The organism is Sphingomonas sp. Leaf34 (assembly GCF_001421805.1).
In the GTDB taxonomy this organism is placed as follows: domain Bacteria; phylum Pseudomonadota; class Alphaproteobacteria; order Sphingomonadales; family Sphingomonadaceae; genus Sphingomonas.
In genome coordinates, this window is sequence record NZ_LMLC01000001.1 from 196,435 (window position 1) to 218,554 (window position 22,120).

Consider the following 22,120-nt stretch of genomic DNA (forward strand, 5'->3'; position numbering starts at 1 on the left):
CGGTGGCGCTGGAGGTGTGCGGGGGTGCTCATCACAGGGCGCGTGAACTGCAGCCGGTCGAGCACGCAGTCCGACTGATTCCGGCGGCCTAGGTGACACTGTTCGTGCAGCGTTACGGGAACGGTTCGGTCGATGCCCGGGCGATCGGCGAGGCAGTGCGACGGTCGATCATGCGGTTCGCGGCGGTTCGTGGCGGTGAAGACCGAGCGGCAGCAGGGCGCGGCTCTGGTGTTCCGCACATGTGACATGCTGGTCAAGCAGCGCATCGATCTCGGCATCGCGAGTTCGGGGGCATTTCGTCAAAGATGGCTGGGTGGCACCCAAAGGAGCGTCGCAGCACCGCGACGTCCTTCGTCACGTCGCCCTCACGCTGCTGGTCTGAAGATGATCGTCTGCGCGCGCGCGGGGATCCGGACCTGAATGATGGCGACGACCGATCCGCAGACGTCTGCCGCTGGGGAGCTGCGCGCTTGACGACGCCATGGTCACCTTGGAGAGTCGGCATAATGGCTTCCATTCCGCCCCCCCGCTGGCCCGCCGACCTCATGCAGGCCGCGCTTGCGCTGCACGACAACCAGCTTCACGTCGCCGAGCCGCTGCTCAAGGCGTATCTCAAGCGCGATCCGTTCGATGCGCGCGCGATCCGGATGCTGGCCGAATTGGCGGGGCGGATCGGCCGGTACGGCGATGCGGAGGCGTTGCTGCGCCGCGCGGTCGAACTGGCGCCCGGCTTTACCGCGGCGCGTGCGAACCTCGCGCTCGTGCTGTACCGCCAGAACCGCGCGCCCGAGGCGCTGACGCTGCTCGACGCGGTGATCGCAGACGAGCCCGACAATCCGGGGCACGCGAACCTGAAGGCCGCCGCGCTCGGCCGGCTCGGCGGGTTCGAGGACGCGATCGCGCTGTACGAAAAGATACTGCACGATGCACCCGGCCAGCCGCGCGCGTGGCTGAGCTATGGGCATATGCTCAAGACCGTCGGGCGCCGCGACGACGGCATCGCCGCGTATCGCCGTGCGCTGGCGCTGTTGCCGACGCTCGGCGATGCGTGGTGGAGCCTTGCCAACCTCAAGACGGTGCGGTTCGATGACGATGATATCGCGGCGATGGAGGCTGCGCTTGCGCGGGACAATCTGGATGACGAGGACCGCTTCCATCTCGATTTCGCGCTCGGCAAGGCGTTTGAGGATCGCCGCGATCCAGTGCGGTCGTTCGCCCATTACGCGGCGGGCAATGCACTTCGCCGCACGCGGATCGTGTACGACGCCGACGAAACGCGTGCGTTCGTCGATCGCAGCATCGCGCTGCTGACGCCTGCGTTTCTGGACGCACGCCGGGGCGAGGGCTGCGATGCGCCCGACCCGATCTTCATCCTCGGCATGCCCCGCGCGGGCTCGACGCTGATCGAACAGATCCTCGCAAGCCATAGCTTGGTCGAGGGGACGACCGAACTGCCCGACATGCCCGCGCTGGCACGCCGGATCGCACCCTATCCCGAGGGTCTGGCGACGCTGTCCGCCGACGCAGCGCGCGACATCGGCGAGCAGTATCTGCGCCGCGCCGCGATCCAGCGGCGGACCGATCGCCCGTTCTTCATCGACAAGCTGCCGAACAACTGGGCGCATATCGCGCTGATCCAACTCGCGCTGCCCAATGCGCGGATCATCGACGCGCGCCGCGATCCACTCGACTGCTGCTTCTCGAACTTCAAGCAGCATTACGCGCGGGGGCAGGCGTTCAGCTATGCGCTCGACGATATGGGCCGCTACTATACCGATTATGTGCGGCTGATGACGCATGTCGACGCGGTGTTGCCGGGGCGGGTCCACCGCGTCGATCACGAAGCGTTGATCGCGGATACCGAGGCCGAGGTCCGCGCGTTGCTGGCCGCCTGCGGGCTGGCGTTCGAGCCCGCCTGTCTCGCGTTCCATGAGACCGAGCGCGCAGTGCGTACCGCCAGTTCCGAACAGGTCCGCAGGCCGATCAACCGCGACGGCGTCGATGCCTGGCGCCCCTATGACGCGTGGCTCGGACCGCTGCGCTCGGCACTGGGATTAGACGCCACGCCGTGACCCGTGGCGAAAACGTCACGGATGCGTCACAAAAATTCATGATCGCGCAAGCTTCGTTTGACCTTTGTTGCGCCGCAACACACTCTGCCGACATAAATCGTCGTGGGGGCAACGGGCATGCATCTTTTCGGTCGTCGCATATGGATCGCGTCGCTGCTCGCCTCGGCTTCGGTCGTGGCGCCTGCGTTCGCCCAGACGGCTCCCGCGCCGGACGCGCCGCCGCAGGCTGATAGGGCGCAGACCGACACCGGGCAGACCGACACCGGGCAGACCGACACCGGGCAGACCGGGCCGGCGGCCGGGGAATATGAAGGCGACATCGTCGTCACCGCGCAGAAGCGCGACCAGAATATCCAGACGGTCCCGATCAGCATCCTGGCGATCGGCACCAAGCGGCTCGACGATCTCAACATCTCGAACTTCAACCAGTACACGCAGCTGCTGCCGTCGGTGTCGTTCCAGACGACGCAGCCGGGCTCGACCGTCGTCTACATGCGCGGCGTGGCATCGGGTGGCGACGGCAATCATTCGGGCCCGCTCCCCTCGGTCGGGACGTATCTCGACGAACAGCCGGTGACGACGATCGGCGGCACGCTCGACGTCCACGTCTACGACATCGCGCGGATCGAGAGCCTCGCCGGGCCGCAGGGCACATTGTACGGCGCATCGTCCGAAGCGGGGACGATCCGGATCATCACCAACAAGCCCGACACGAGCGACTTTTACGGCCGCGTCGATGGTGCGGTGAACAGCGTCAAGTCTGGCGGGATCGGCAGCAAGATCGAGGGCATGCTCAACATGCCGCTGTCGCAGTCCGCGGCACTGCGCGTGGTCGGCTTCTACCAGCGCGACGCCGGCTTCATCGACAACGTCGCCGGATGCCGCAGCTATCTGCCCGAACCCACCCCGACCTCGTGCACCTCGGCGAATGGCGGCGTGGTCGTCGACAATGCCGCGTTCGTGAAGAAGAACTATAACGACACCGAGACCTATGGCGGCCGCGCCGCGCTGAAGGTCGATCTCGACAGCAACTGGACCGTGACGCCAACCGTGCTGTACCAGGAACAGCGCAACCACGGCACCTATGGCTATGATCCGAAGGTCGGCGACCTCCAGCTCCAGCATTTCTTCCCCGAATTCCGCCGCGACCGCTTTATCCAGGGCGCGCTGACGATCGAGGGCAAGGTCGGCAACTGGGACGTCACCTATGCCGGCGCGTATCTAGACCGGAAGACGTACACGTCGAGCGACTATACCGATTACGCAGAGGCCTATGATTCCGCCTATTCGTCGGTCGGTGGGCTCGCCGGCTATTTCTATTACCAGGACAATGCGGGGCGGACGATCGATCCGCGGCAGAAGATCATCGGCACCGATCATTTCAAGAAGACGAGTCAAGAATTGCGCGTCGCATCGCCCGTCGAGGACCGGTTCCGGATCGTCGCCGGCGCCTTCTACCAGCGCCAGACGAACGCGATCTTCCAGGATTACCAGATCGCCAATCTCGGCACCGCGGTGTCGGTCAACGGCGCGCCCGGCACCTTGTGGCTGACCAAGCAGAAGCGCGTCGACAAGGATTACGCCATGTTCGGCGAGGCGAGCTTCGACATCCTGCCGAACCTGACCGTGACCGCGGGCGGCCGTGCCTATATCTACGACAATTCGTTGATCGGGTTCTACGGGTTCGGCCGTAATCCCGCGGTCGATCCCGACGATGGCCGGCCCTATAGCGCGACACCATTCAACGCCGCGGGCAGCAGCCTGACCGGCGTCGCGGGCTGCTATCTGGCGAATGGCCAGACGTTGCGCGAGGCGTATCGGAGCGGCGGCGATACTTCCACGCTGCTGCCCGCGGCGGTCTCCGGGTCGCCCTGCACCAACCTGGCGACGTACACGACCACCGGCCTGATCCCGAAAAAGACGGAAGGACAAGGTGCCACCTACCGCTTCAACCTGACGTACAAGGCGACCGACAAGGTGATGGTTTATGCCACCTTCTCGCGCGGCTTCCGGCCGGGCGGGATCAACCGCCGCGGCGACGTCGCACCTTATGACGCGGACTTCCTGACCAATTACGAGCTCGGCCTGAAGACGACGCTGTTCGACCGTCTCCGGTTCAACGCCGCGATCTATCAGCAGGCCTGGGACAAGTTCCAGTTCTCGTTCCTCGGACCGAACAGCTTCACGATCATCCAGAACGGGCCGAACGCGCGGATCAGGGGCGCGGAGGCGGATGCGAACTTCTCCACCGGCGGGCTGTCGCTGACCGCGGCGGCCTCTTATACCGATGCGAAGACGCGCAACGATCTGTGCGCGAGACAGCCCTGCGGCGGCGAGGAGAATCCGGTATTGGCAGTGAAGGGAACGCGCCTGCCAATCACGCCGCGCTTCAAGGCAAGTGGAACGGCGCGCTACAGCGTCCCGGTAGGCACCGCGAAGGCGTATATCCAAGGGCTGGTCGCGCATCAAAGTTCGGCGTCGGCGGACATTCGCACGTTCCAAGCGGGCACGCTCGGGCGACTCAAGGCGTACACGACCGCCAATGCCTCGATCGGTGCCGACCTGTCCGGCTACACGCTCGAACTGTTCGTCCAGAACCTCTGGGACGAACGCGCGCAATTGTCGCGGTTCCAGCAATGTGGAACGTGTTCGCAGCGCACCTATATCGTCACCAGCACGCCGCGCACGATCGGCCTACGCGCAGGCGCGAAATTCTAGACCGGAACGCCCTTCCGATCCTCCCCCTGCCGGGGGGAAGATTTCAAAGAAAGATGAAGATGACGTCCAAGCTCAAGCTGTTTCTCGCCTGCACCGCCGCGATGACCGCCCTCCCCGCTCAGGCGCAGACCGCCGCCGACAACGGTCTCGCCATTGCCAAGAAAATGATTGCCTTCCGCAGCGTCCGCGGCCCCGGCAACCAGACGCCGCAGTTGGCCGCGTATCTGAAGTCGGTGCTAGTCGGCGGCGGTTTCGCAGCAAGCGACGTGACCGTCACCCCGGTCGACGATACCGCCTATCTGATCGCGACGTGGAAAGGCAGCGACGCGGCGCTAAAGCCGATCGTCCTGTCCGGGCATATCGACGTGGTCGAGGCGAAACCCGCCGACTGGCAGCGCGATCCGTTCACGCCGGTCGTCGAGAACGGCTATCTGTACGGCCGCGGCGCGACCGACATGAAGCTCGACGCCGCACTCGCGATCGCCACGCTGCTCGACATGAAAAAGGCAGGCTTCGCACCCAGACGCGGCATCGTCCTGGCGCTGTCCGGCGACGAGGAAACGGTGATGAAGACCTCGTCGCTGATCGCCGGCACGCTCAAGAACGCCGAGATGGCGCTCAACATCGACGGCGGCGGCGGGCTGTACGCGGAGAACGGCAAGGCCGAATATTTCACGATCGGCGCGGCCGAGAAGACCTATGCCGACTTCCAGCTGACGGTGACGAACCCCGGCGGCCATTCGTCCGCGCCGCGCAAGGTGAACGCGATCAACGAACTGTCCGCCGCCCTCGTCCGGATCGGCAATTACCGGTTCGCGCCGCAGCTGTCGCCGATCACCAAGGGCTATTTCGAGGGCGTCGCCCCGCGCCAGACGCCCGCGATCGGCTCGGCGATGCGCGCTTTCGCGGCGAACCCGAAGGATCAGGCGGCGATAGAGACGCTTGCCGCCAATCCCGGCTATGTCGGCCAGATCGGCACCACCTGCGTCACGACGATGATCAGCGGCGGGCATGCGCTGAACGCGCTGCCGCAGCGCGCCACCGCCAATATCAACTGCCGGATCTTTCCGGGCGTCAAACCCGCGACCGTGATGGCCGAACTGGCCAAGGTCGCCGCGGACCCCGGCGTGACGTTCAGCGACGTTACCGAAGGGTCGAACCCGACCGACGCCTCGCCGCTCCGCGCCGACCTGACGGATGCGGTGAAGACCGCGATGGGCAAGATCCGGCCCGGCGTGCCCGTGTTCCCGAGCATGTCCGCGGGCGCGAGCGATTCGATGTGGTACCGCTCGGTCGGCGTGCCGAGCTACGGTGTCAGCCCGACGTTCATCAAGCAATCAGACGATTTCAGCCACGGCCTCAACGAACGCACACCGATCGACAACATCCCGCTGGCGATCACCTATTACCGCTCGCTGCTCACCGATCTGACGCGATAACGCCCCCTGCGCCGGCGCTCGCTGCTACCGCCGATGCGCCGCCGCTCATGCGCAAATGCGGCGCTGTCTCTGAAATTGGTGCCCATCTTCGTTTTGCCCTGCGGCCCCCCGAAGTATCAGCCGGACGCCGGGCAATAGTGCGCGAGGAAATCATGATGTCGCGGTAGCGTCCGAACCGTACCCGCTATTCCTCTGGAGAGATCGTCAAAGGAGGTTTGCAGGTCGTGCGCCTTGATGATGCTCGCGATTCGATGATGTGCGCGCGGCACGACGCCTTGCCCGAGCATGACCGAAACCCAGGAATCGATCCTGAACAGGTCGTCCTGTCCCTGCCATGCGCCAGCCGTCGCCGTGAAAAGCGAGATCCGCTCGGCCAGGCTATCCGGAACAGTCATCCGCGCGCAGTCGCGCCAGAAGTCGGAATCGTCACGTTGGGTGACGTGGTAATGCAGGATGATGAAGTCGCGCACATGCTCCCACTCGTGTCGCGACTGAACGTTGTAGCGCGCAGCAAGTGCGTTGTGATCGTCGCCGCGGAATGGGAACAGCTGGATCAGACGGATCACCGCATTCATGATGAGATGGATGCTGGTCGACTCGAGGGGCTCGATGAACCCCGCCGCGAGACCCAGCGCGATACAGTTCCGGTTCCAAGCCTGCCGTCGCATGCCTGAGCGGAAACGCAGTGGTCGCGGCTCGAACAACGGGCGGCCATCCAACGCGCCGATCAGCGTCGCGTGCGCCTCGTCATCGCTCATGTGCCGGCTGGAATAGACGAGACCGTTGCCCGTCCGGGTCTGGAGCGGGATCTGCCAGCGCCAGCCGGCAGCGTGCGCGATCGCGCGCGTGTAGGGTACCGGCGGTGCGACGGTCTCCGTCTGCACGGCAAGTGCCCGGTCGGTTGCGAGCCATTCCGACCAATCCTCGTAGCCCGTCCCGAGCGTGGCTTCGGTCAGGAGCGCGCGGAAGCCGGTGCAGTCGATAAACAGGTCGCCCGCGATCCGCTCGCCCGATGCCAGGACAAGCGCGGCGATATCGCCCCCCTCGCCGTCTCGTTCGACCCGCTCGATGCGTCCCTCGACGCGCCGCACGCCCCAGGGCTCTGCCAGGTTTCGCAGGAACCGCGCATAGGCGGTCGCGTCGAGGTGATAGGCATAGGCCAGCGAATGCTGCTCGTCGTGACCGAATAGGCCCGCGCCGGCGGCCTGTTGCTCGAGCGAATAGTCGCCATACGCGCCACCGAACCCGCGTGCGCGCGCCTCGAGCCAGAAATGCTGGAAGTCGGCGATCGCCACCGACCTGCCGACGCTGCCGAACGGATGGAAATAGCGGTCGCCAATCTGGCGCCAGTTCTCGAACGCGATGCCAAGCTTGAAGGTCGCCTGCGTGGCACGCATGAAGGCGGCTTCGTCGATGCCGAGAAACGCGTGAAAGCTGCGCGCGGTCGGGATGGTGGATTCGCCGACGCCGACGGTGCCGATCTCGTCTGATTCGACGAGCGTCACGGCGACGAGCGATCCGAGTTGGCGCACGATCGCCGCGGCGGCGATCCATCCGGCGGTGCCACCACCCGCGACCACGACGCGGGTACGCGGAGGCTCAGGCGTATCGTTCATCGGTTGAGCCTGTGCAGCAGATAGGCGCGCAACTGCCGTGCGCCGGACTCGTCCAGCGGTGCGAGCGGTCCGCGTGCGGGCGGCGGCAGATGTGCGGCAACCGCCTCCGCATCGCCGAACACATAATGGTCGAACATCGCGCGCCATGCGCGCTTCTCCTGCGTGGGCCGGTCGCGAAGGCTGAGAAGACCGTGCAGCAGCGTATCCATCGGCGTATCCATGAAGGCGGGCGCCGCGTTCCACCAATAATTCACCAGCACGTTGAAGTCGTCGAGCGCCTCGACATGGTGCCACCACAAAGCCGGGTAGACGAGGACGTCGCCGGCTGCCAGCTCCGCCACCGATCCGGCAGCGAGCGCGGCGGCGAAGCGCGGATAGGCATTGAGATCGGGGGCAGCGAAATCGACCATGCTCACCACCTGCCCACCTGGGGTGGGCGCGAGCGGGCCGGGATAGAGGTTGGCGACCTGGTCCGGTGGAAACAGCGTGAAGCGCCGCCGCCCAACTGCGCAGACCGCCGCATTGTTCGACATGTCATGGTGTGCGGACGCGATCGTGCGGTTGCCGATCCAGATGCTGGCGAGCGGCGGGTGGCGATCGAACACGTCACCGTGCGGCGCCAGATCATTGTGCGCGCGAAAGCCGGGGAGATAGGTGTCGAGATCGGTGGAGCCGAGATAATAGGCCGGTGGCGTGGCATCGCCGCGATGACCAAGCACGCGATCGAGGAAGTCGCCCAGCGCGATCCGCTCGGCCGTGAAGTTCATCGCGGTGGCGGTCTCGTCATAATGGAAGCGCCCGGCGATCGCGGGATCGCCGACATAGCCGGTGACGGGGCGCCCGGCATCGAACCCGCGCAGATAGGCGGCAGCCTCGTGCGGCGACCGACGTCCGGCCTGAACCAGCGGCCAGTCGGCGGCGAGCCCGCGCAGGATCACCGGCTCGTCGGTCGCAATCAACGCGTCCAGATCAAGCAGATCGGTGTGATCGATCTCGCGCACCCGTCGCGATACCCGCAAGCTCTCAGCCATGAAGCTCTTTCCGCAGCTTCCGATCGATCAGATGACGCAGGTTGCCAAGCGACGAGGCGATCCAAAACGCCGGACGCAGAAAATCGTCGCGGTGGAGACGCGCCAAAGTGTCGCCGTCGAGCGCAGCCAGGCGCCCTGCATCGACGGTGAAGCGATCGGGAATGTCGTACCGACGCCCATCGGCGAGATCGAGTTGCAACGTCGCGGGTTCGAGCAGGTCGGCGGCGGCAAACGCGTCGAACATCGCCTTCTCGGTCTCCAGACCGATATAGATGCGCTGCAGCATAGCCGAGACGTGATCGAGCAACGGCGCGTTCCCGCCAAGCTCGCGGAACACCGGCTCGCCGGTGTCGACGATGCGCGGATGGTCCGGGTCGACATGGATCATCGGTTCGCCATGGGCATCGACGCCGATCGAGAAGGGACCGCGCGCGCGCGCCGCAGGCACGTACCGCGCGTCCCAGTTCTCGCCGTCGAGGAACAGGTTCTCGTCGGGATCGAGCCCCAGTAGGACGGTCGCGAAGAGGACGCCTTGTTCGTCGCGACGCAGCAGGATTGCGTAATCGCGCTGCAGCTCCTCGAACTCGCCCGGGAAGACGCGCGTCTGGTTGATCGCATCGCCGTAGCGCGCGTGATGACCGACCGCGACACGCAGGTCGCGGTGGTCGATATTGTTGAGAAGTACCGGAGAGGCCATGCGTTGATCCTAGACGAGGAAGGCCGCTTTCGTCAGCGGCCTTCTCGCCGTTTGGTCAGAAGCGGTATCGCGCTCCGACCAGATACCGGGCGGACCCTTCCGACAGGTACCAGATGTTGCTCTCGTCGCGGCCGTAGGAGCGCACGCCTTCCTCGGTGATGTTGATCGCTTCGAACCCGAGCGCGAAACGGGACGTAAGGTCGAAGTTTACCGAAAGGTCGAGCTGACCATAAGGCGCGGTGAACACCGGATTGCGATCGCCGCCGCGGTTGATGCCGCTGAGGAACTTGTCGCGCCAGTTGTAGGACATACGCGCCGAAATGCCGTTCTTGTCGTAGATCAGCGTGGCGTTGGCAGTATCCGACAGACCGACCAGCGCAAACGTGTTCACGCTGGGATCGGCCGCGATGTCGATGCCGATATTGCCGCGGACCAGCGTATAACTGGCGGCCACGCCGAAACCCGTGTCTCCGAGGAAATACTGCCCGGCGAGCTCGACGCCGTAGATATGCGCGTCCTGGTTGTTGATCGGCGTATTCACCGCGAAGTTGAACAGCGGATCCTGCCCATTGGCGGTGATATCGTACTGGCCGAGGATCTGATCGACGAACCCCTGGTTCAACGCGCGGCTCTGCGTGTTGTAGTTGGCCGCGAACTGCGCGTTCGTCGCCGCGACATTGCCCGCATTCTGCTGCAGCAGCGCTGTGTAGGTGAACAGGTTCACGTCGGTGATGTCGGCGTTGAACGTGCCGGCAAGCTGCTGACGCGCGGTGCCCGAGCGCGTACCGGCGGCGCCCGAGGTGGGATCGCGCAGACCGAACAGGTTGCGGTTGACCACCGTCTGACCGATGAAGTTATGGACCTTCTTGTTGAAGAAGCCTGCCGACAGGAACACGTCCTTGCGCGGATACCATTCGAGCGACACGTCGATGTTGTCCGACGACAACGGATCGAGATCGGTATTGTGCGCCGTGCCGGTGGCGATGCCGCCGATCGCCGTCGGACGACCCGGACCGCTCACATTGGTCGAAGCGAACAGGTCGCCGTAACCGGCGCGCGAAATCGTCTTGCTGTACGATGCGCGGGCGAAGAGGTTGTCGACGACTTCGAACTTGGCATCCACCGACGGCAGCCAGTTGCTGTAGCCGCCGCGCGACGACAGCGTCTGCCGATCGGCCGTGTTCGCCACGAAGAAGTCGTTGTCGGCCGTCCAGACGACCGCGGTCGGCACCGGCTGAAGCGAAACGGCCCGGACCTTGGTGTTCTCATACCGAACGCCGGCAACCAGCTGTGCGTTGTGATCGAAGAGCGTGCCGTTCCAGGATCCCTGGACATAGCCCGACCAGATGTTCTCGCGGACGCGGTTGTCGTCGTTCGCGTCGATGTTGTTAGCGTGGTTCACGCCGTCGTTCGTCACGCCGCGATAATAGTCGAACAGCGTGTTGTAGAGCTTCGTCGCATCCTGCGTACGGAACGCCACCAGCGTGTTGGCGTCCGGTTTCCCGTCGTTATGCTCGAACTTGCACACGTTGCAGAACTGGAACACCTGACCGGGCGCGAGACGCGCGATGTCGGGCGGCAGCGAGTTGCCCCAGTCACCCAGGACCTGGCGTGTGTTGTACTGTGTCTGACGCGTATTCGTGGTGCGGTAATCGGCACCCGCGTCGAGGCGAAGCTGATCGTTCAGTGCCCATCCGGCGTCAGCGCGCAGCTCCTTGACCCGCTGCGTCTGGTTGGAGGCGAACTGACGCTGCACCGCGCTCGACAGATCGCCGAGATCGATCACACCGTTGCCATTGCCCTTGATGAAGGACTGGCCGGTCGGCGTCGTGCTGACCGAACCGTCATTGATGCCGATCGTCTGCTGGGGGAAGCCATTCTTGCCCAGCGTCAGCGAATGTGCGGCGACGACCGGCGCGTTGAAGGCAACCGTCGTCGAAGTCTGGCCATTGGGATTGTCAGGCGCGCTGTCCGCGCGACCGATATGACCGTCGATCGCGAGCGAGAAGCGGTCGGTCGGCTTCCATTCGATGTTGCCCCCGAAATCGTACAGCTTGTTCTTCTGCGCGCGGTACGCCTGCTCGAACGCCTCGTCCTTCACGCCGTTGATCGTTTCGGACAGGAAGCTCGTCGTCGCAATGCCGTTGCTGGCGTCATCGAACGTGACCACGCCGAACGGACGATTGAACCAGTTGGACTGAGTCGAGCGCCGTTCGGACTGGCGGAGCTGGGCGTAGAGGCCGTCTGCGGTGAAGGTCAGCGTGTCGGTCGGTCGGAATTGCAGGACACCCGACCCGTTGATGCGCTCGCGGCTCGCCTCGGAGAAGTGATAGCGCGAATCGTTCGGCACGGACACCAGGACATTGCCGTTCGTCGGACGGTTGTTGATGACCGTCTGACCGTTGACGAAGCCGTTGCCGGGATTGAGGAAATCGGTCAGCGACCGGATATTCCAATTGTCGGGCGCTACGCTGGAGAAGCTGAAGTTGCGCTTCTGATAGCTGCCGAAGAGCGACACGCCGAACCGCTGGTCGGGATCACTCCAGCTGGCGGTGCCCGACACTTCGGGCGTCACGCGCGCGCCGCAGTCGAAACAGTCTGACGAGCTGTTGTCGTAGCTGCCCTTGACGCCGAGCGAGCCCAGCAAACCCGTGTCCTTGGAATCGAGCGGACGACGGCTGACGACGTTCACGGCCGCGCCGATGCCACCCGATGGGATCGCGGCGCGCCCGGTCTTGTAGACCTCGAGCGTCTTGACGCCTTCGGAAGCGAGGTTGGAGAAGTCGAACGAACGGCCAAACCCGCCGGCACCGTCGCCACCCTGGTCACCGCCCACCGCGACGATGTTCGATGTCGCGAGCTGGCGGCCGTTGAGCGTGACGAGATTATACTGTGCACCGAAACCGCGAACCGTGACGGTCGAGCCTTCGCCGTTGCGGCGATCGATCGACACGCCGGTGATGCGCTGCAGCGATTCCGCGAGGTTGGTGTTGGCGAACTTGCCGATGTCCTCCGCACTGATCGCGTCAACGACACCGAACGAATCGCGCTTGATCGCGATTGACCGCTCGAGCGAGGCACGAACGCCGGTCACGACGATCTCGTCGCCCGGGGCCTGGTCGGGCATCGCGTTGGTCGCGGTCGCGCCGGTCTCGGTCTGCGGAGCGCCTGGCGACGTATCAGCCTGCGGGGTTCCTTGCTGGGCCTGTTCCGACGGGGTCGGAACAGGCGCGGCCTGCGCAGTCGCCAAGGCGGGCATCGTCAGCCCCGCCACCAACGCGACTAGCGACGTCGAGCGCGCAAATGCCAACGGAATAGATCCCCTCATACTCATCCTCCCTGACCAGCAAGTCCTTGCCGGTGTGTTATTCTTGGCGGTGTATCCCCGCGTTTCCCGACCGTGCTGTCGCCCGACATCGATGTCAATCACCGCGCGCCATTCATGCCCGTCATCCGCGGATTTGTTTCAAGGTGTGTCAAAAGCAGCACGCGCCGAGGCCAGCCGCCGGCCCGTCAGAGCGACCGTGCCCGCCGCGACCGTCGTTTGCGCGTCTGTTGCGAGGTTGAGCACATAGGCGCCGCGCTTCAGGCGCCAGCCATCGGCGCCCCATCGCGACAGCGCGCGTGGATCGGCGGTGATCGTCACGGTTCTGGTCTCGCCAGCCGCCAGCGTCTGACGTGACCAGCCGACCAGCCGCGGGGCGCCGCCGTCCGGCAGCGTCGCGTAGAGTTGCGGTACGGCGACCCCCGCCCGCGCCGTCCGATTGGTCACGGCGAACGTCACGCCGGCATTTGCACCACCCAAAAAGTGTGGGTTGCTGATCCTGATGCTGGCATAGCTCAGCCCGAAGCCGAACGGGAACAACGGCGTGTCCTTGCGCGTGGCATACCAGCGATATCCGACGTTCGCGCCCTCCCGATAGGTAACGGGATAGGCTGGAAGCAGGCTCGCGTCTCCGGCACCGGCATTGGCGGAGGCATCGTTGCGCGTCGCGCCCGTCGGCGATGCGACCGGCCGAGGGCGCGGCAGCTGCGCGATGCTCCGCGGGAAGCTGATCGGCAGACGGCCCGACGCATCGACCTCCCCGAACAGCACGCGCGCAATCGCCTCGCCGCCGCGCTGGCCCGGATACCAGGCCTCGACGATCGCCGGCACGCGCATCGCCCACGGCATCAGAACCGGTCCACCGGTTTCGAGCACGACGATCGTGCGTCGGTTGGCGGCGGCGACCGCGTCGATCACCGCGTCCTGATCATCAGGAAGCGAAAGCGATGGCGCATCCTGCGCTTCGGTCTGCCAATGCGTTGCAAAGACGATCGCCAGGTCGGCGGCGCGCGCCGCCTTGGCAGCGGCGGCGGGGTCGGTGCCGTCGACGAACGTCACCTTCGCGTTGGGGGCCAGCGCCCTGATGGCTCGCAGCGGCGATGACGAATGATAGGTCACCCGCGCGAACGACGCGGCCGCGCCACTCTTGAGCGGGATCTCGATCGGGACGCCGCCGACCGAGCGAACCTGAGACGAGCCGCCCCCGGACAGCACGCCGACGTCGGCATGCCCGCCGATGACCACGATCGATCGCGCCGTCCTGGCAAGCGGTAGAAGCCCGTTCTCATTCCTAAGCAGGACGATCCCGGCTTCGGCGGCATGCTGCGCGACCTCGGCGTTCGCGGCATAGTCGATCGGCTGTGCGGACAGGGGCGTGGGACGGTCGTAAAGGCCGCTGGCGATGACGCCCGTCAGAATGCGGCGGACCATGTCGTCGAGCCGTGCCGTCGAGACCCGCCCCGCAGCGACGGCGTCAGCAAGCGGCGTGCCAAAATAGACCTTTGCATCCAGTTCCTGACCCGACTCCTGATCGAGCCCTGCATTGGCGGCCTTCTCGGTGGAATGTACGGCCCCCCAGTCGGACATGACGAACCCTGGATATTTCCAGTCCCCGCGCAGCACGTCGGTCAGGAGACGCTTGTTCTCGCACGCATAGTCACCATCGATGCGATTGTACGCGCACATCACCGAACCCGGCTTTCCGTCCGCGATCGCGATCTCGAACGCCAGCAGGTCACTTTCGCGCAAAGCCGCCGGATCGATCCGCGCATCGAGCACGGCCCGTCCGGTCTCCTGGCTGTTGAGGACGAAATGCTTGATCGTCGAAACGATATGGTTCGACTGGACGCCCCGGATCGACGCGGCGCCCATCACGCCCGTGAGCAGCGGATCCTCGCCGAGATACTCGAAGTTGCGCCCGTTCCAGGCGTCACGCGTCAGGTTCACGCCGCCCGCAAGCAACACGTTGAAGGTCTTCGCCCGCGCTTCGCTGCCGATCATCGCGCCCCCGGCATAGGCGATGGCGGGATCGAAACTCGCGGCGGTGGCAAGGCTCGCGGGCAGCGCAGTGGCCACATCGCCCTTGCGCTGCTCGACCTGGTTGGCAACGCCCAGCGACGCATCGCTCTCGCGCAACGTCGGTATGCCCAGACGTGGAACACCGGGCACGTACCCGGCGGACGGAATCATGTCGGCCGTCATTGGCTTCGCCATCGGCGGGAATATGCCGTGAACATAGCGGAGCTTTTCGGCGCTGGTCATCGCCTTCACCAGCGCGTCCGCGCGGTCCGCAGCGGTTCGCGTGGTATCGCGCCAGATCTCGGACGTGCGGGCATCCGGTACGCCGGCGGTCGTTGTCGCCGACGCCTGTGCGGACCCCGCCACCGGCAGCGGCAGCGGCACCGGCACCGGCAGCGTCTGCGCCGAAAGCGCGATCGGCGCGACGCTCATCAGCGCGCAGGCGATCCGCGAAAATCCGGTGCTCATCCCCGTGCTCATCGTCAATATCCTCCCATGCCGCATCTTCCCGGGCGGCTTGGCGGCGTGATCGCCAACTCCGACATCGATGTCAATGCGAAGCGCGCTGCCATGGTCGCACGTTGCGCAGCCGCGTCGCCTTGCTAGGATGAGGCGTGACCACCATCAGCATGCCCCTTGCGCCCACGACCAGCGAACAGCGCGCGACGCTGCTGTTCCGGCTCTGTATCGGCGTCTATTTCCTCGGCGGCTTCCTCAACTCGCTCGTCGGACTGCTGGTACCCCGATTGCGGATGATCGAGGGACTGAACCACACGCGCGCGTTGCTGGTGCAGTTCGCGTTCCATTCAAGCTATCTCCTCTTTGCCGTGCCGATCACGGTGCTGGTGGTGAAATTCGGCTACATGCGCAGCATCGCGGCGGGGCTGGTCGTCATCGCCCTTGGTTGCGGCCTGCTGGCGGCCTCGCTTGGGTCGCTTGGATACTTCATGGTCCTGCTCGCGTTACTCGCGCTCGCCGGCGGGGTTACCTTTCTGCAGATCGCCGCCAACATCGTCGTGCCGGTGGTGGAACCGGTACGCCGCGCCGTCTCGCGACTGACGTTGCTGCAAGGCTTCAACTCGCTTGGTACCGTGCTTGCGTCGCTGGCAGGATCCACGCTGCTGCTCGGGACGGGTCGGCAACGGCCCGGCGACGTGGCAGAGCATATACGGGTCGTCCTGCCATTCCTTGCGGTCGCGCTTGTCGCACTTGCGCTGGCCGCCGCCTTTATCGGCCGACGCGATCTGCTGCGCGCATCCTCGACACCGCGGCGCGTGCCGCTCTCGGGCATGGTCGACGTGCTGGCGAACCGGCGATTGCTGGCGGGTGGCGGCGCGATGTTCGCCTATGTCGGTGCCGAGGTCACGATCGGCACGCTGCTCGTCGAATATCTGGCGATGCCCGACATCCTGAACGTCTCGCCAGTAGCGGCGGGGCAACTCGTCGGTCTGTACTGGGCCGGGGCGCTGGTCGGCCGATTGGTCGGCGCGCGCTGCCTCACCCGCTATGGCGCGCCGACGATGCTGCTCGGTTGCGCGATCGGCGCCGTCGCGCTCGTGGCGGTGGCGATCAGCCTGCAGGGGCCGGTGGCCGCCGCGGCGCTGCTTGCAGTCGGGCTGTGCAACGCGATCATGTATCCGACGATCTTCGCGCTTTCGCTGCCCGACGATCATGCCACCGCGACCTATGCCTCGATGCTGTTGTGCATGGTCGTCGTCGGCGGCGCGATCATCCCGCTGCTGACCGGCATCGTTGCGGACGCAGTCGGCTTGACGATGGCATTCATGCTTCCAGGCGCCTGCTATATCGTCATCGCGGCGTTCGCGTGGTGGCGGCATCGCACATGGGATTTATAGCATGATGACGCCGCCGGTAACAATCAAGGATGTCGCGCGCGCCGCAGGCGTGTCGCCCAAGACCGTTTCGCGGGTGATGAATGCGGAGGCGCATGTTCGCCCAGCGGTGCGGGACCATGTGCTGCGGGTCGTCGCGGAACTGGGCTATCGCCCCAACGCCTACGCCCGCAGCCTGTCGAGTTCGCGATCCTACCTCATCGGCTTGTTTTTCGACGATCCGGCATCGGGGTATGCCGCAGAGGTCCAGCTGGGCGCGATGGCCCGCTGCCGCCATCACGGCTATCATCTCGTCGTCGAACGGATCGACCGCGACGCGCCCGCGCCGCTCGACGAGGTCGCGAGAACGTTGCAGGCCTTGCAACTCGCCGGCGTCATTCTCACCCCGCCGATCGGCGATTGGTCCGATCTCACCGACCTGCTCGAGCAGCGCGGCATCCCGGTCGTGAAGCTGAATTCATCACAAACCGGCGCGTCGGCCGCGGTGATCCACATCGACGACTATCAGGCCGCGCGCGATATGACCGAGCACCTCATCATGCTGGGGCATCGCGACATCGCGTTCGTGCAAGGGATCGTATCGCATGATGCCGCCGGCAAGCGGCTGGCGGGCTTTCGCGATGCGATGCGGTGCGCGGGGATCGACATCAGGGAAGCCTGGATTCAAGCCGGCGACTTCAGTTTCCGGTCGGGCATCGCCGCGGGCGACGCGATCCTGTCGACCGAAGACCGTCCCAGCGCGGTGTTTGCCGCCAATGACGAGATGGCTTTGGGTGTTCTGGTGAGCGCCGCGCGCAGGAACATTGCCGTACCCAAGGCGCTCTCCGTCGTCGGCTTCGACGATGCGCCCATTGCCCGCATGGCATGGCCTCAACTGACGACCATTCGCCAACCCAATGCCGTGCTCGCCGGTGTGGCCATCGATATCCTAGCCGACCCCGCGTACCAACAGGCCGGCGACCGGCCCGCGCGATCGGTGCAGGTACCCTATAGCTTTATCGGCCGCTCAAGCTCGGGACCGGCTCAAGGGGCGAAAACAGGCCAACCGACCGCCGCATAGCTCGATGGGGTGTTTGCCACCGGGAGGCGGTGTGCCAGCGCAGTGCCTGTCGGTGGCGACCGATGCGGCGAAAGGCGCTGAGGGAGCGGCATCAGCCGGATTTGCCACCGATCGTCCTGATAGACGTTCGGCATTGCACGGCATCGACGGCACCATCGCGCCGTAACCGCCACGTGCGACCATCTATCGACCGTCCGTGGCCCTCGCATGGCCAACCGGGACCGCGGCCGTGTCGGAGCACCGCCACGCCATCGTGACCATGCGGCGGCGATCGGCCGTGGTCGGCGGCGGTGGTCGGCAACGCGAACGCTGCCGCACGACGGCCCAAAACGTCATTTGCCGGCACCGATCCCTGGGCTGACCTGGCGCACAGACCTACGGTCCTTTGCTATCGGCTAAGGCGATGGACAAGTCTTGGCGCGGCATGGCATTGTCGACGGTCGCCGAAAAACATGGTTCACACTGGATGAATGCCTACCGTTCCCCTTCCTACTCCCTGATCTTTATCGGTCAGTATGATAGGATAGGCGTTCGGAATGCGCCGTATATTGCGCTATCGGGATAGCTTGCGCTCTCTGGCATTAAACTACCCCATACTGTGGGTCTTCAATACATATTAGTCAGATAATATTGCGATAGTCTCGATTGCCATAGTCAGCCTCGGCCTCCGAACGGTTCGATTCAGATCTACAATTTATTGACAGGCCGTTCCAGCTCACGGACACTGTGCACATATTCAAGGTCTTCTGGCGCGAGTCGCGGCAGCATGTACCGCGTACCGACATTGAACAGCATGAAGTCTGGCGACCGTCTTTCAGTAGGCGGGCGCAACAGGAGGAACTGTTGGCTGCGCTGATGATCGACGCTATGCAGCTATGGGGGGCGTGGACCGCGTTGTCGTCCGATGGAATGACTCCATCCGCCGGGCTGACCATCGTCGGGGATGCTGCCACCGAGACGCCGAGCGGCGACGCGCGGTCGCTCGTGGCGCAGAGTGCGGGGCCGGTGCTCGACCATCGTCTGCGCCGCAGCATCGCGCCGCTGGATCTCGCGCCCTGGCCGGAACTGCGGCTGACGTGGCAGGCCAATATAGCGACCGGGTCGCGCGCCGACGCCCCCTTCTTCCTCGAACTGCGGCTGGGATCCGCCGCAGCCCCGATCGGTTCGTCCGGCAATGACTGGCGTCGGCGGCTGCCGCTCGATCGCGCCGATCGGTGGGAGTCGCCGCGATTCAGTCTGATCGATCTGCCGCCGTTGGTCCGTGCCGCCGTGAACCAGATCGAACTGCGCTGCGTGGCGAATACGCCGTTCGTCGCGCGCCTCGACGCACTCGCCGCCGCGCGCGCATCGATACCAGCCGACATCGACGCGGCCTTGCTCGCCCGGCTCGACGCGAAGATCAGCATCGCCGGCGTGCCGGTGGCGGCGCAGATCGTGGCGGCGGGCGCGCCGCTGCCCGCAACGCTGCCGCTGCTCCTCCTCCAGCCCTATGATCTGCAGCCCGCCTGGGCGCTCGATGCCGCAGGCGTCACGCCCGCCGATTTCACCGGCGGCGGGCTGCGTCTGCGCGGGGCCAGCGAAGCGTTCACGCTCGATTACGCGGTCGAGGCGCGCGCCGCGACGCGGGCCGATCAGGCCGCGCTGGTCGATTTCCTGCTCGATGCGCTACCCCGCCAGGGCACGATCGCCGTCAACGACGCGGCGCTGCGCCTCGAATGGGTCACGGCGCCCGTCCGCGACCGCGCCTTCGCGATCGAACGCCAGCTGATCCATCTGCGCGTGACCGCGTGGCGCGAGCGCGGCGTCCCGGTGGTCGTCGTCCCCGTCAAGGCGATCACGACGACCATCGATCCGCGGGAGAGGGCCGGTGGATGATCGCGTGATCCTCTACAATCCTCGCCGCCAGCCGGTCGAATTGCACGCCGACGGCGAGGTGGTCGTCGTGGCTGCTGGCGAGCGCGTCGAACGCGTTCGATCGCGCCAGATCGACCGCCTGATCGCCGGCGGTGCGCTCCAGCATGTCGGCGCATCCCCGCCGGATGTGCCCCGCGTGGCCCTGGATGCGACGCCGCCCCCTGAACAGCCTGATCCGCCTGATCCGCCTGATCCACCTGAAGCGCCGGAATCGCCGCGCCGACGCCCCGACCTTCCTCGCCGCCCCGTTTAGCAGGAGCACGCCCATGCCCAATATCGGCCTGAACATCCGCGAAGTGGACGGCTCTGCCAGTCCCTCGATCGTCGCCGCCTCCACCTCGGTCGCGGCGTTCAACGTGCTGACCCGGCGCGGGGTCGCCAACCGGCCTGTCCGGATCGACCGGTTCGACCAGTTCGTCGAGCGATTTGGCAGCTATTGTCCGGCAGGGCTCGGCGCCTACCTCGTCAAGGGCTTTTTCGACAATGGCGGCCGCGCGGCCTATATCAACCGGGTCGTCTCCTCGGACCCGGCAACGGGGCATCTTGCCGCGTCGCTGTCGCTCAAGGATGCGGCGGCGGCATCGACGTTGCGCCTGTTCGCCGGTTTCCGCGGCGCCAAGGACCCCGGGCGCTGGGGCGATGGCCTCGCCATCAAGGTCGAGCCCAGCCCGGCGTTCGAGACGCGGCTGCGCGAAGGCGCGCGGGCATCGATCGTATCGGCCGCCGCGCTGCCCGCGACCGCCGACCTTTCGGCGCTGCCCTCGCTGGCGCTGACGGTCGACGGCACCGACCAGACCATCACCTTCCAACCCGCCGATTTCGCCGATCCCGCCAACGCCACCCCAGGCGAGGTCGCCGCGGCGATCAACGCGCGCCAGAGCAAGGTCGTCGCGGCGATCAATCCGGGCGGCAAGCTCGTGCTCACGTCCTCCGGCGAAATCGCGCATCTCGCCAATAGCTGGACCAGCGTCGGCGTCCGCGCGCCTAATGCCGCGACCGGTTTCCCCGCGATCGTCGCGGAGAGCTTTGCCGCGCCCGCGGCGGTGGCGCCGACCGGCGCGACACTGCGCCGCAGCGACGCGTTCATGCCCGGCGATGCGCTCGAAATCACCGATCCGGCAACGCCGGCGAACCGCGCCTTCGCCAAGCTGATGACGCGCAACGATCTGACGGGTGCGATCACCTGGGCACCCGCAATTGCCAACATCGCGACGTGGAAGGGCCGCGAGATCCGCGTGCGCGCCGTCCGCTTCAAGCTGATCGTCGCGCAAGGCGGAACCGATCCGGCGAATGTCGCGGAAGTGTGGGACGGGCTGTCGATGGAGGCGGACACCGCCGATTACGCGCCGGCGCGGCTCAATCACCCGATGACCGGATCGCGGTTCGTGTTCGCCGAAGACCTGTTGAGCGCGAGCTTGGTCGGCGCGGATCTGCCGGTCGGCGCCAGTTTCGCGCCGCTCGCCGGTGGTCGCGACGGCGCGCCCTCGGCGGCCGATTTCGTCGGCGATCCCGCCGCGCGCACGGGTTTCCATGCGTTCGACACCGCCGCGGTCCAGCTCGTCGCGTGCGAACGCAGCGACCCCGCGGTCGTGATCGGTGGCCTCGCCTATTGCCAGGCCCGCGAGGACTGCATGTATGTCGGCGCGACGCCGGAGGGCGTGGTGGGTGCCGATGCCGTCGCCTACGGCCAGGCGTTTCAGGGCCGCAAGGTGTACGGCGCGCTCTACAGCCCCTGGATCGTCGTGTCCGATCCGCAGGGCGTCGGCGATGCCCCGCAGCGGACGATCCCGCCGACTGGCCACATCATGGGCGTCTATGCGCGGATCGACGGGTTACGCGGCGTGTGGAAAGCGCCGGCCGGCGACGAGGCCAACCTCGCCGGCGCGATCGACGTGACCTATCGCATGACCGACGAGGAGCACACGCAGCTTGTCAAGGAGGGCAGCGTCAACGGGATCCGGGCGATGCCCCGCGCCGGCATCGTCATCGATGCCTCGCGGACGCTGAGCACCGATACGCGCTGGCTGTATGTCAACGTCCGGCTGCTGTTCAACCTGGTCAAGTCGAGCCTGAAGGACGGGCTGCGCTGGGTCCGCCAGGAACCGAACCGCGCGCAGCTGTGGAATTCGATCAACTACGGCACGGTAACGCCGTTCCTCCTCGGGCTGTGGCGACGCGGCGCGTTCGGGACGGGCAATCCCGCCGATGTGTTCACCGTCATCTGCGACACGACCAACAATCCGCCCGACCAGGTCGATCAGGGCATCCTCAACCTCGAAGTCTATTTTTACCCGTCCCGGCCCGCCGAGACGATCCTCATCACCGTCGGCCAGCAACCGTCGGGCGGCGTCGTCGCCGAGCAGTGACGCCACCGTC

The 22,120-nt window shown here is 65.8% G+C and carries 13 protein-coding genes; 7 read left to right on the top strand and 6 right to left on the bottom strand.

What is annotated here, in order from left to right:
* Nucleotides 1-506 precede the first annotated feature (506 nt).
* The 3 genes from ASF00_RS00965 to ASF00_RS00975 all read left to right on the top strand — a co-directional run bounded on the left by ASF00_RS00965 (nt 507) and on the right by ASF00_RS00975 (nt 6,229).
* The gene (locus ASF00_RS00965) at nt 507-2,072 is read left to right on the top strand and encodes a tetratricopeptide repeat-containing sulfotransferase family protein (RefSeq protein WP_235525528.1); all 1,566 of its coding nucleotides are present in this window, start codon (nt 507-509) and stop codon (nt 2,070-2,072) included.
* Nucleotides 2,073-2,189: 117 nt separating this feature from the next.
* Entirely contained in the window at nt 2,190-4,790 is a 2,601-nt protein-coding gene (locus ASF00_RS00970; protein WP_055872869.1) for a TonB-dependent receptor, read from the top strand.
* A gap of 53 nt (nt 4,791-4,843) precedes the next feature.
* Entirely contained in the window at nt 4,844-6,229 is a 1,386-nt protein-coding gene (locus ASF00_RS00975; protein ID WP_055872872.1) for a M20/M25/M40 family metallo-hydrolase, read from the top strand.
* A gap of 116 nt (nt 6,230-6,345) precedes the next feature.
* Here the strand turns inward: ASF00_RS00975 and ASF00_RS00980 are convergent, their stop codons facing one another.
* The 5 genes from ASF00_RS00980 to ASF00_RS01000 all read right to left on the bottom strand — a co-directional run bounded on the left by ASF00_RS00980 (nt 6,346) and on the right by ASF00_RS01000 (nt 15,349).
* Nucleotides 6,346-7,845: a tryptophan halogenase family protein gene (locus tag ASF00_RS00980; protein WP_055872874.1), complete on the bottom strand. Its 1,500-nt coding sequence runs from the start codon at nt 7,843-7,845 to the stop codon at nt 6,346-6,348.
* Nucleotides 7,842-8,876 carry a cupin-like domain-containing protein gene (locus ASF00_RS00985; protein WP_055872877.1) on the bottom strand — a complete coding sequence of 345 codons (1,035 nt, stop codon included), beginning with the start codon at nt 8,874-8,876 and terminating at the stop codon, nt 7,842-7,844. The genes ASF00_RS00980 and ASF00_RS00985 overlap by 4 nt, the downstream gene beginning before the upstream one ends.
* Nucleotides 8,869-9,573, bottom strand: coding sequence for a SapC family protein (locus ASF00_RS00990; RefSeq protein WP_055872879.1), 705 nt, complete (start codon nt 9,571-9,573; stop codon nt 8,869-8,871). Before ASF00_RS00990 ends, ASF00_RS00985 begins: the two co-directional genes overlap by 8 nt.
* Nucleotides 9,574-9,628: 55 nt before the next feature.
* Nucleotides 9,629-12,901, bottom strand: a complete 3,273-nt coding sequence (locus ASF00_RS00995; RefSeq protein ID WP_055872883.1) for a TonB-dependent receptor — start codon at nt 12,899-12,901, stop codon at nt 9,629-9,631.
* 138 nt (nt 12,902-13,039) lie between these two features.
* Entirely contained in the window at nt 13,040-15,349 is a 2,310-nt protein-coding gene (locus tag ASF00_RS01000; protein ID WP_082463224.1) for a beta-glucosidase family protein, read from the bottom strand.
* A gap of 182 nt (nt 15,350-15,531) precedes the next feature.
* On the opposite strand from ASF00_RS01000, the gene ASF00_RS01005 reads away from it, so the two are divergent.
* The 3 genes from ASF00_RS01005 to ASF00_RS01015 all read left to right on the top strand — a co-directional run bounded on the left by ASF00_RS01005 (nt 15,532) and on the right by ASF00_RS01015 (nt 19,705).
* Nucleotides 15,532-16,773, top strand: a complete 1,242-nt coding sequence (locus ASF00_RS01005; RefSeq protein WP_235525532.1) for an MFS transporter — start codon at nt 15,532-15,534, stop codon at nt 16,771-16,773.
* Between the two features lies 1 nt (nt 16,774).
* Nucleotides 16,775-17,830 (top strand): LacI family DNA-binding transcriptional regulator, encoded by a 1,056-nt coding sequence (locus ASF00_RS01010; RefSeq protein WP_321163416.1) that lies wholly within the window; start codon nt 16,775-16,777, stop codon nt 17,828-17,830.
* A gap of 843 nt (nt 17,831-18,673) precedes the next feature.
* A complete protein-coding gene (locus ASF00_RS01015; RefSeq protein WP_055872890.1) occupies nt 18,674-19,705 on the top strand; it encodes a hypothetical protein in 1,032 nt (343 codons plus the stop codon).
* On the opposite strand, the gene ASF00_RS01020 is transcribed toward ASF00_RS01015, so the two are convergent.
* Nucleotides 19,665-19,850: a hypothetical protein gene (locus tag ASF00_RS01020; RefSeq protein ID WP_055872893.1), complete on the bottom strand. Its 186-nt coding sequence runs from the start codon at nt 19,848-19,850 to the stop codon at nt 19,665-19,667. The genes ASF00_RS01015 and ASF00_RS01020 overlap by 41 nt on opposite strands.
* A gap of 40 nt (nt 19,851-19,890) precedes the next feature.
* Between ASF00_RS01020 and ASF00_RS01025 the strand changes: the two genes are divergently transcribed.
* On the top strand, nt 19,891-22,110 hold the full coding sequence (locus ASF00_RS01025; protein ID WP_162233544.1) for a phage tail sheath C-terminal domain-containing protein: 2,220 nt from the start codon (nt 19,891-19,893) through the stop codon (nt 22,108-22,110).
* Nucleotides 22,111-22,120: the final 10 nt, after the last annotated feature.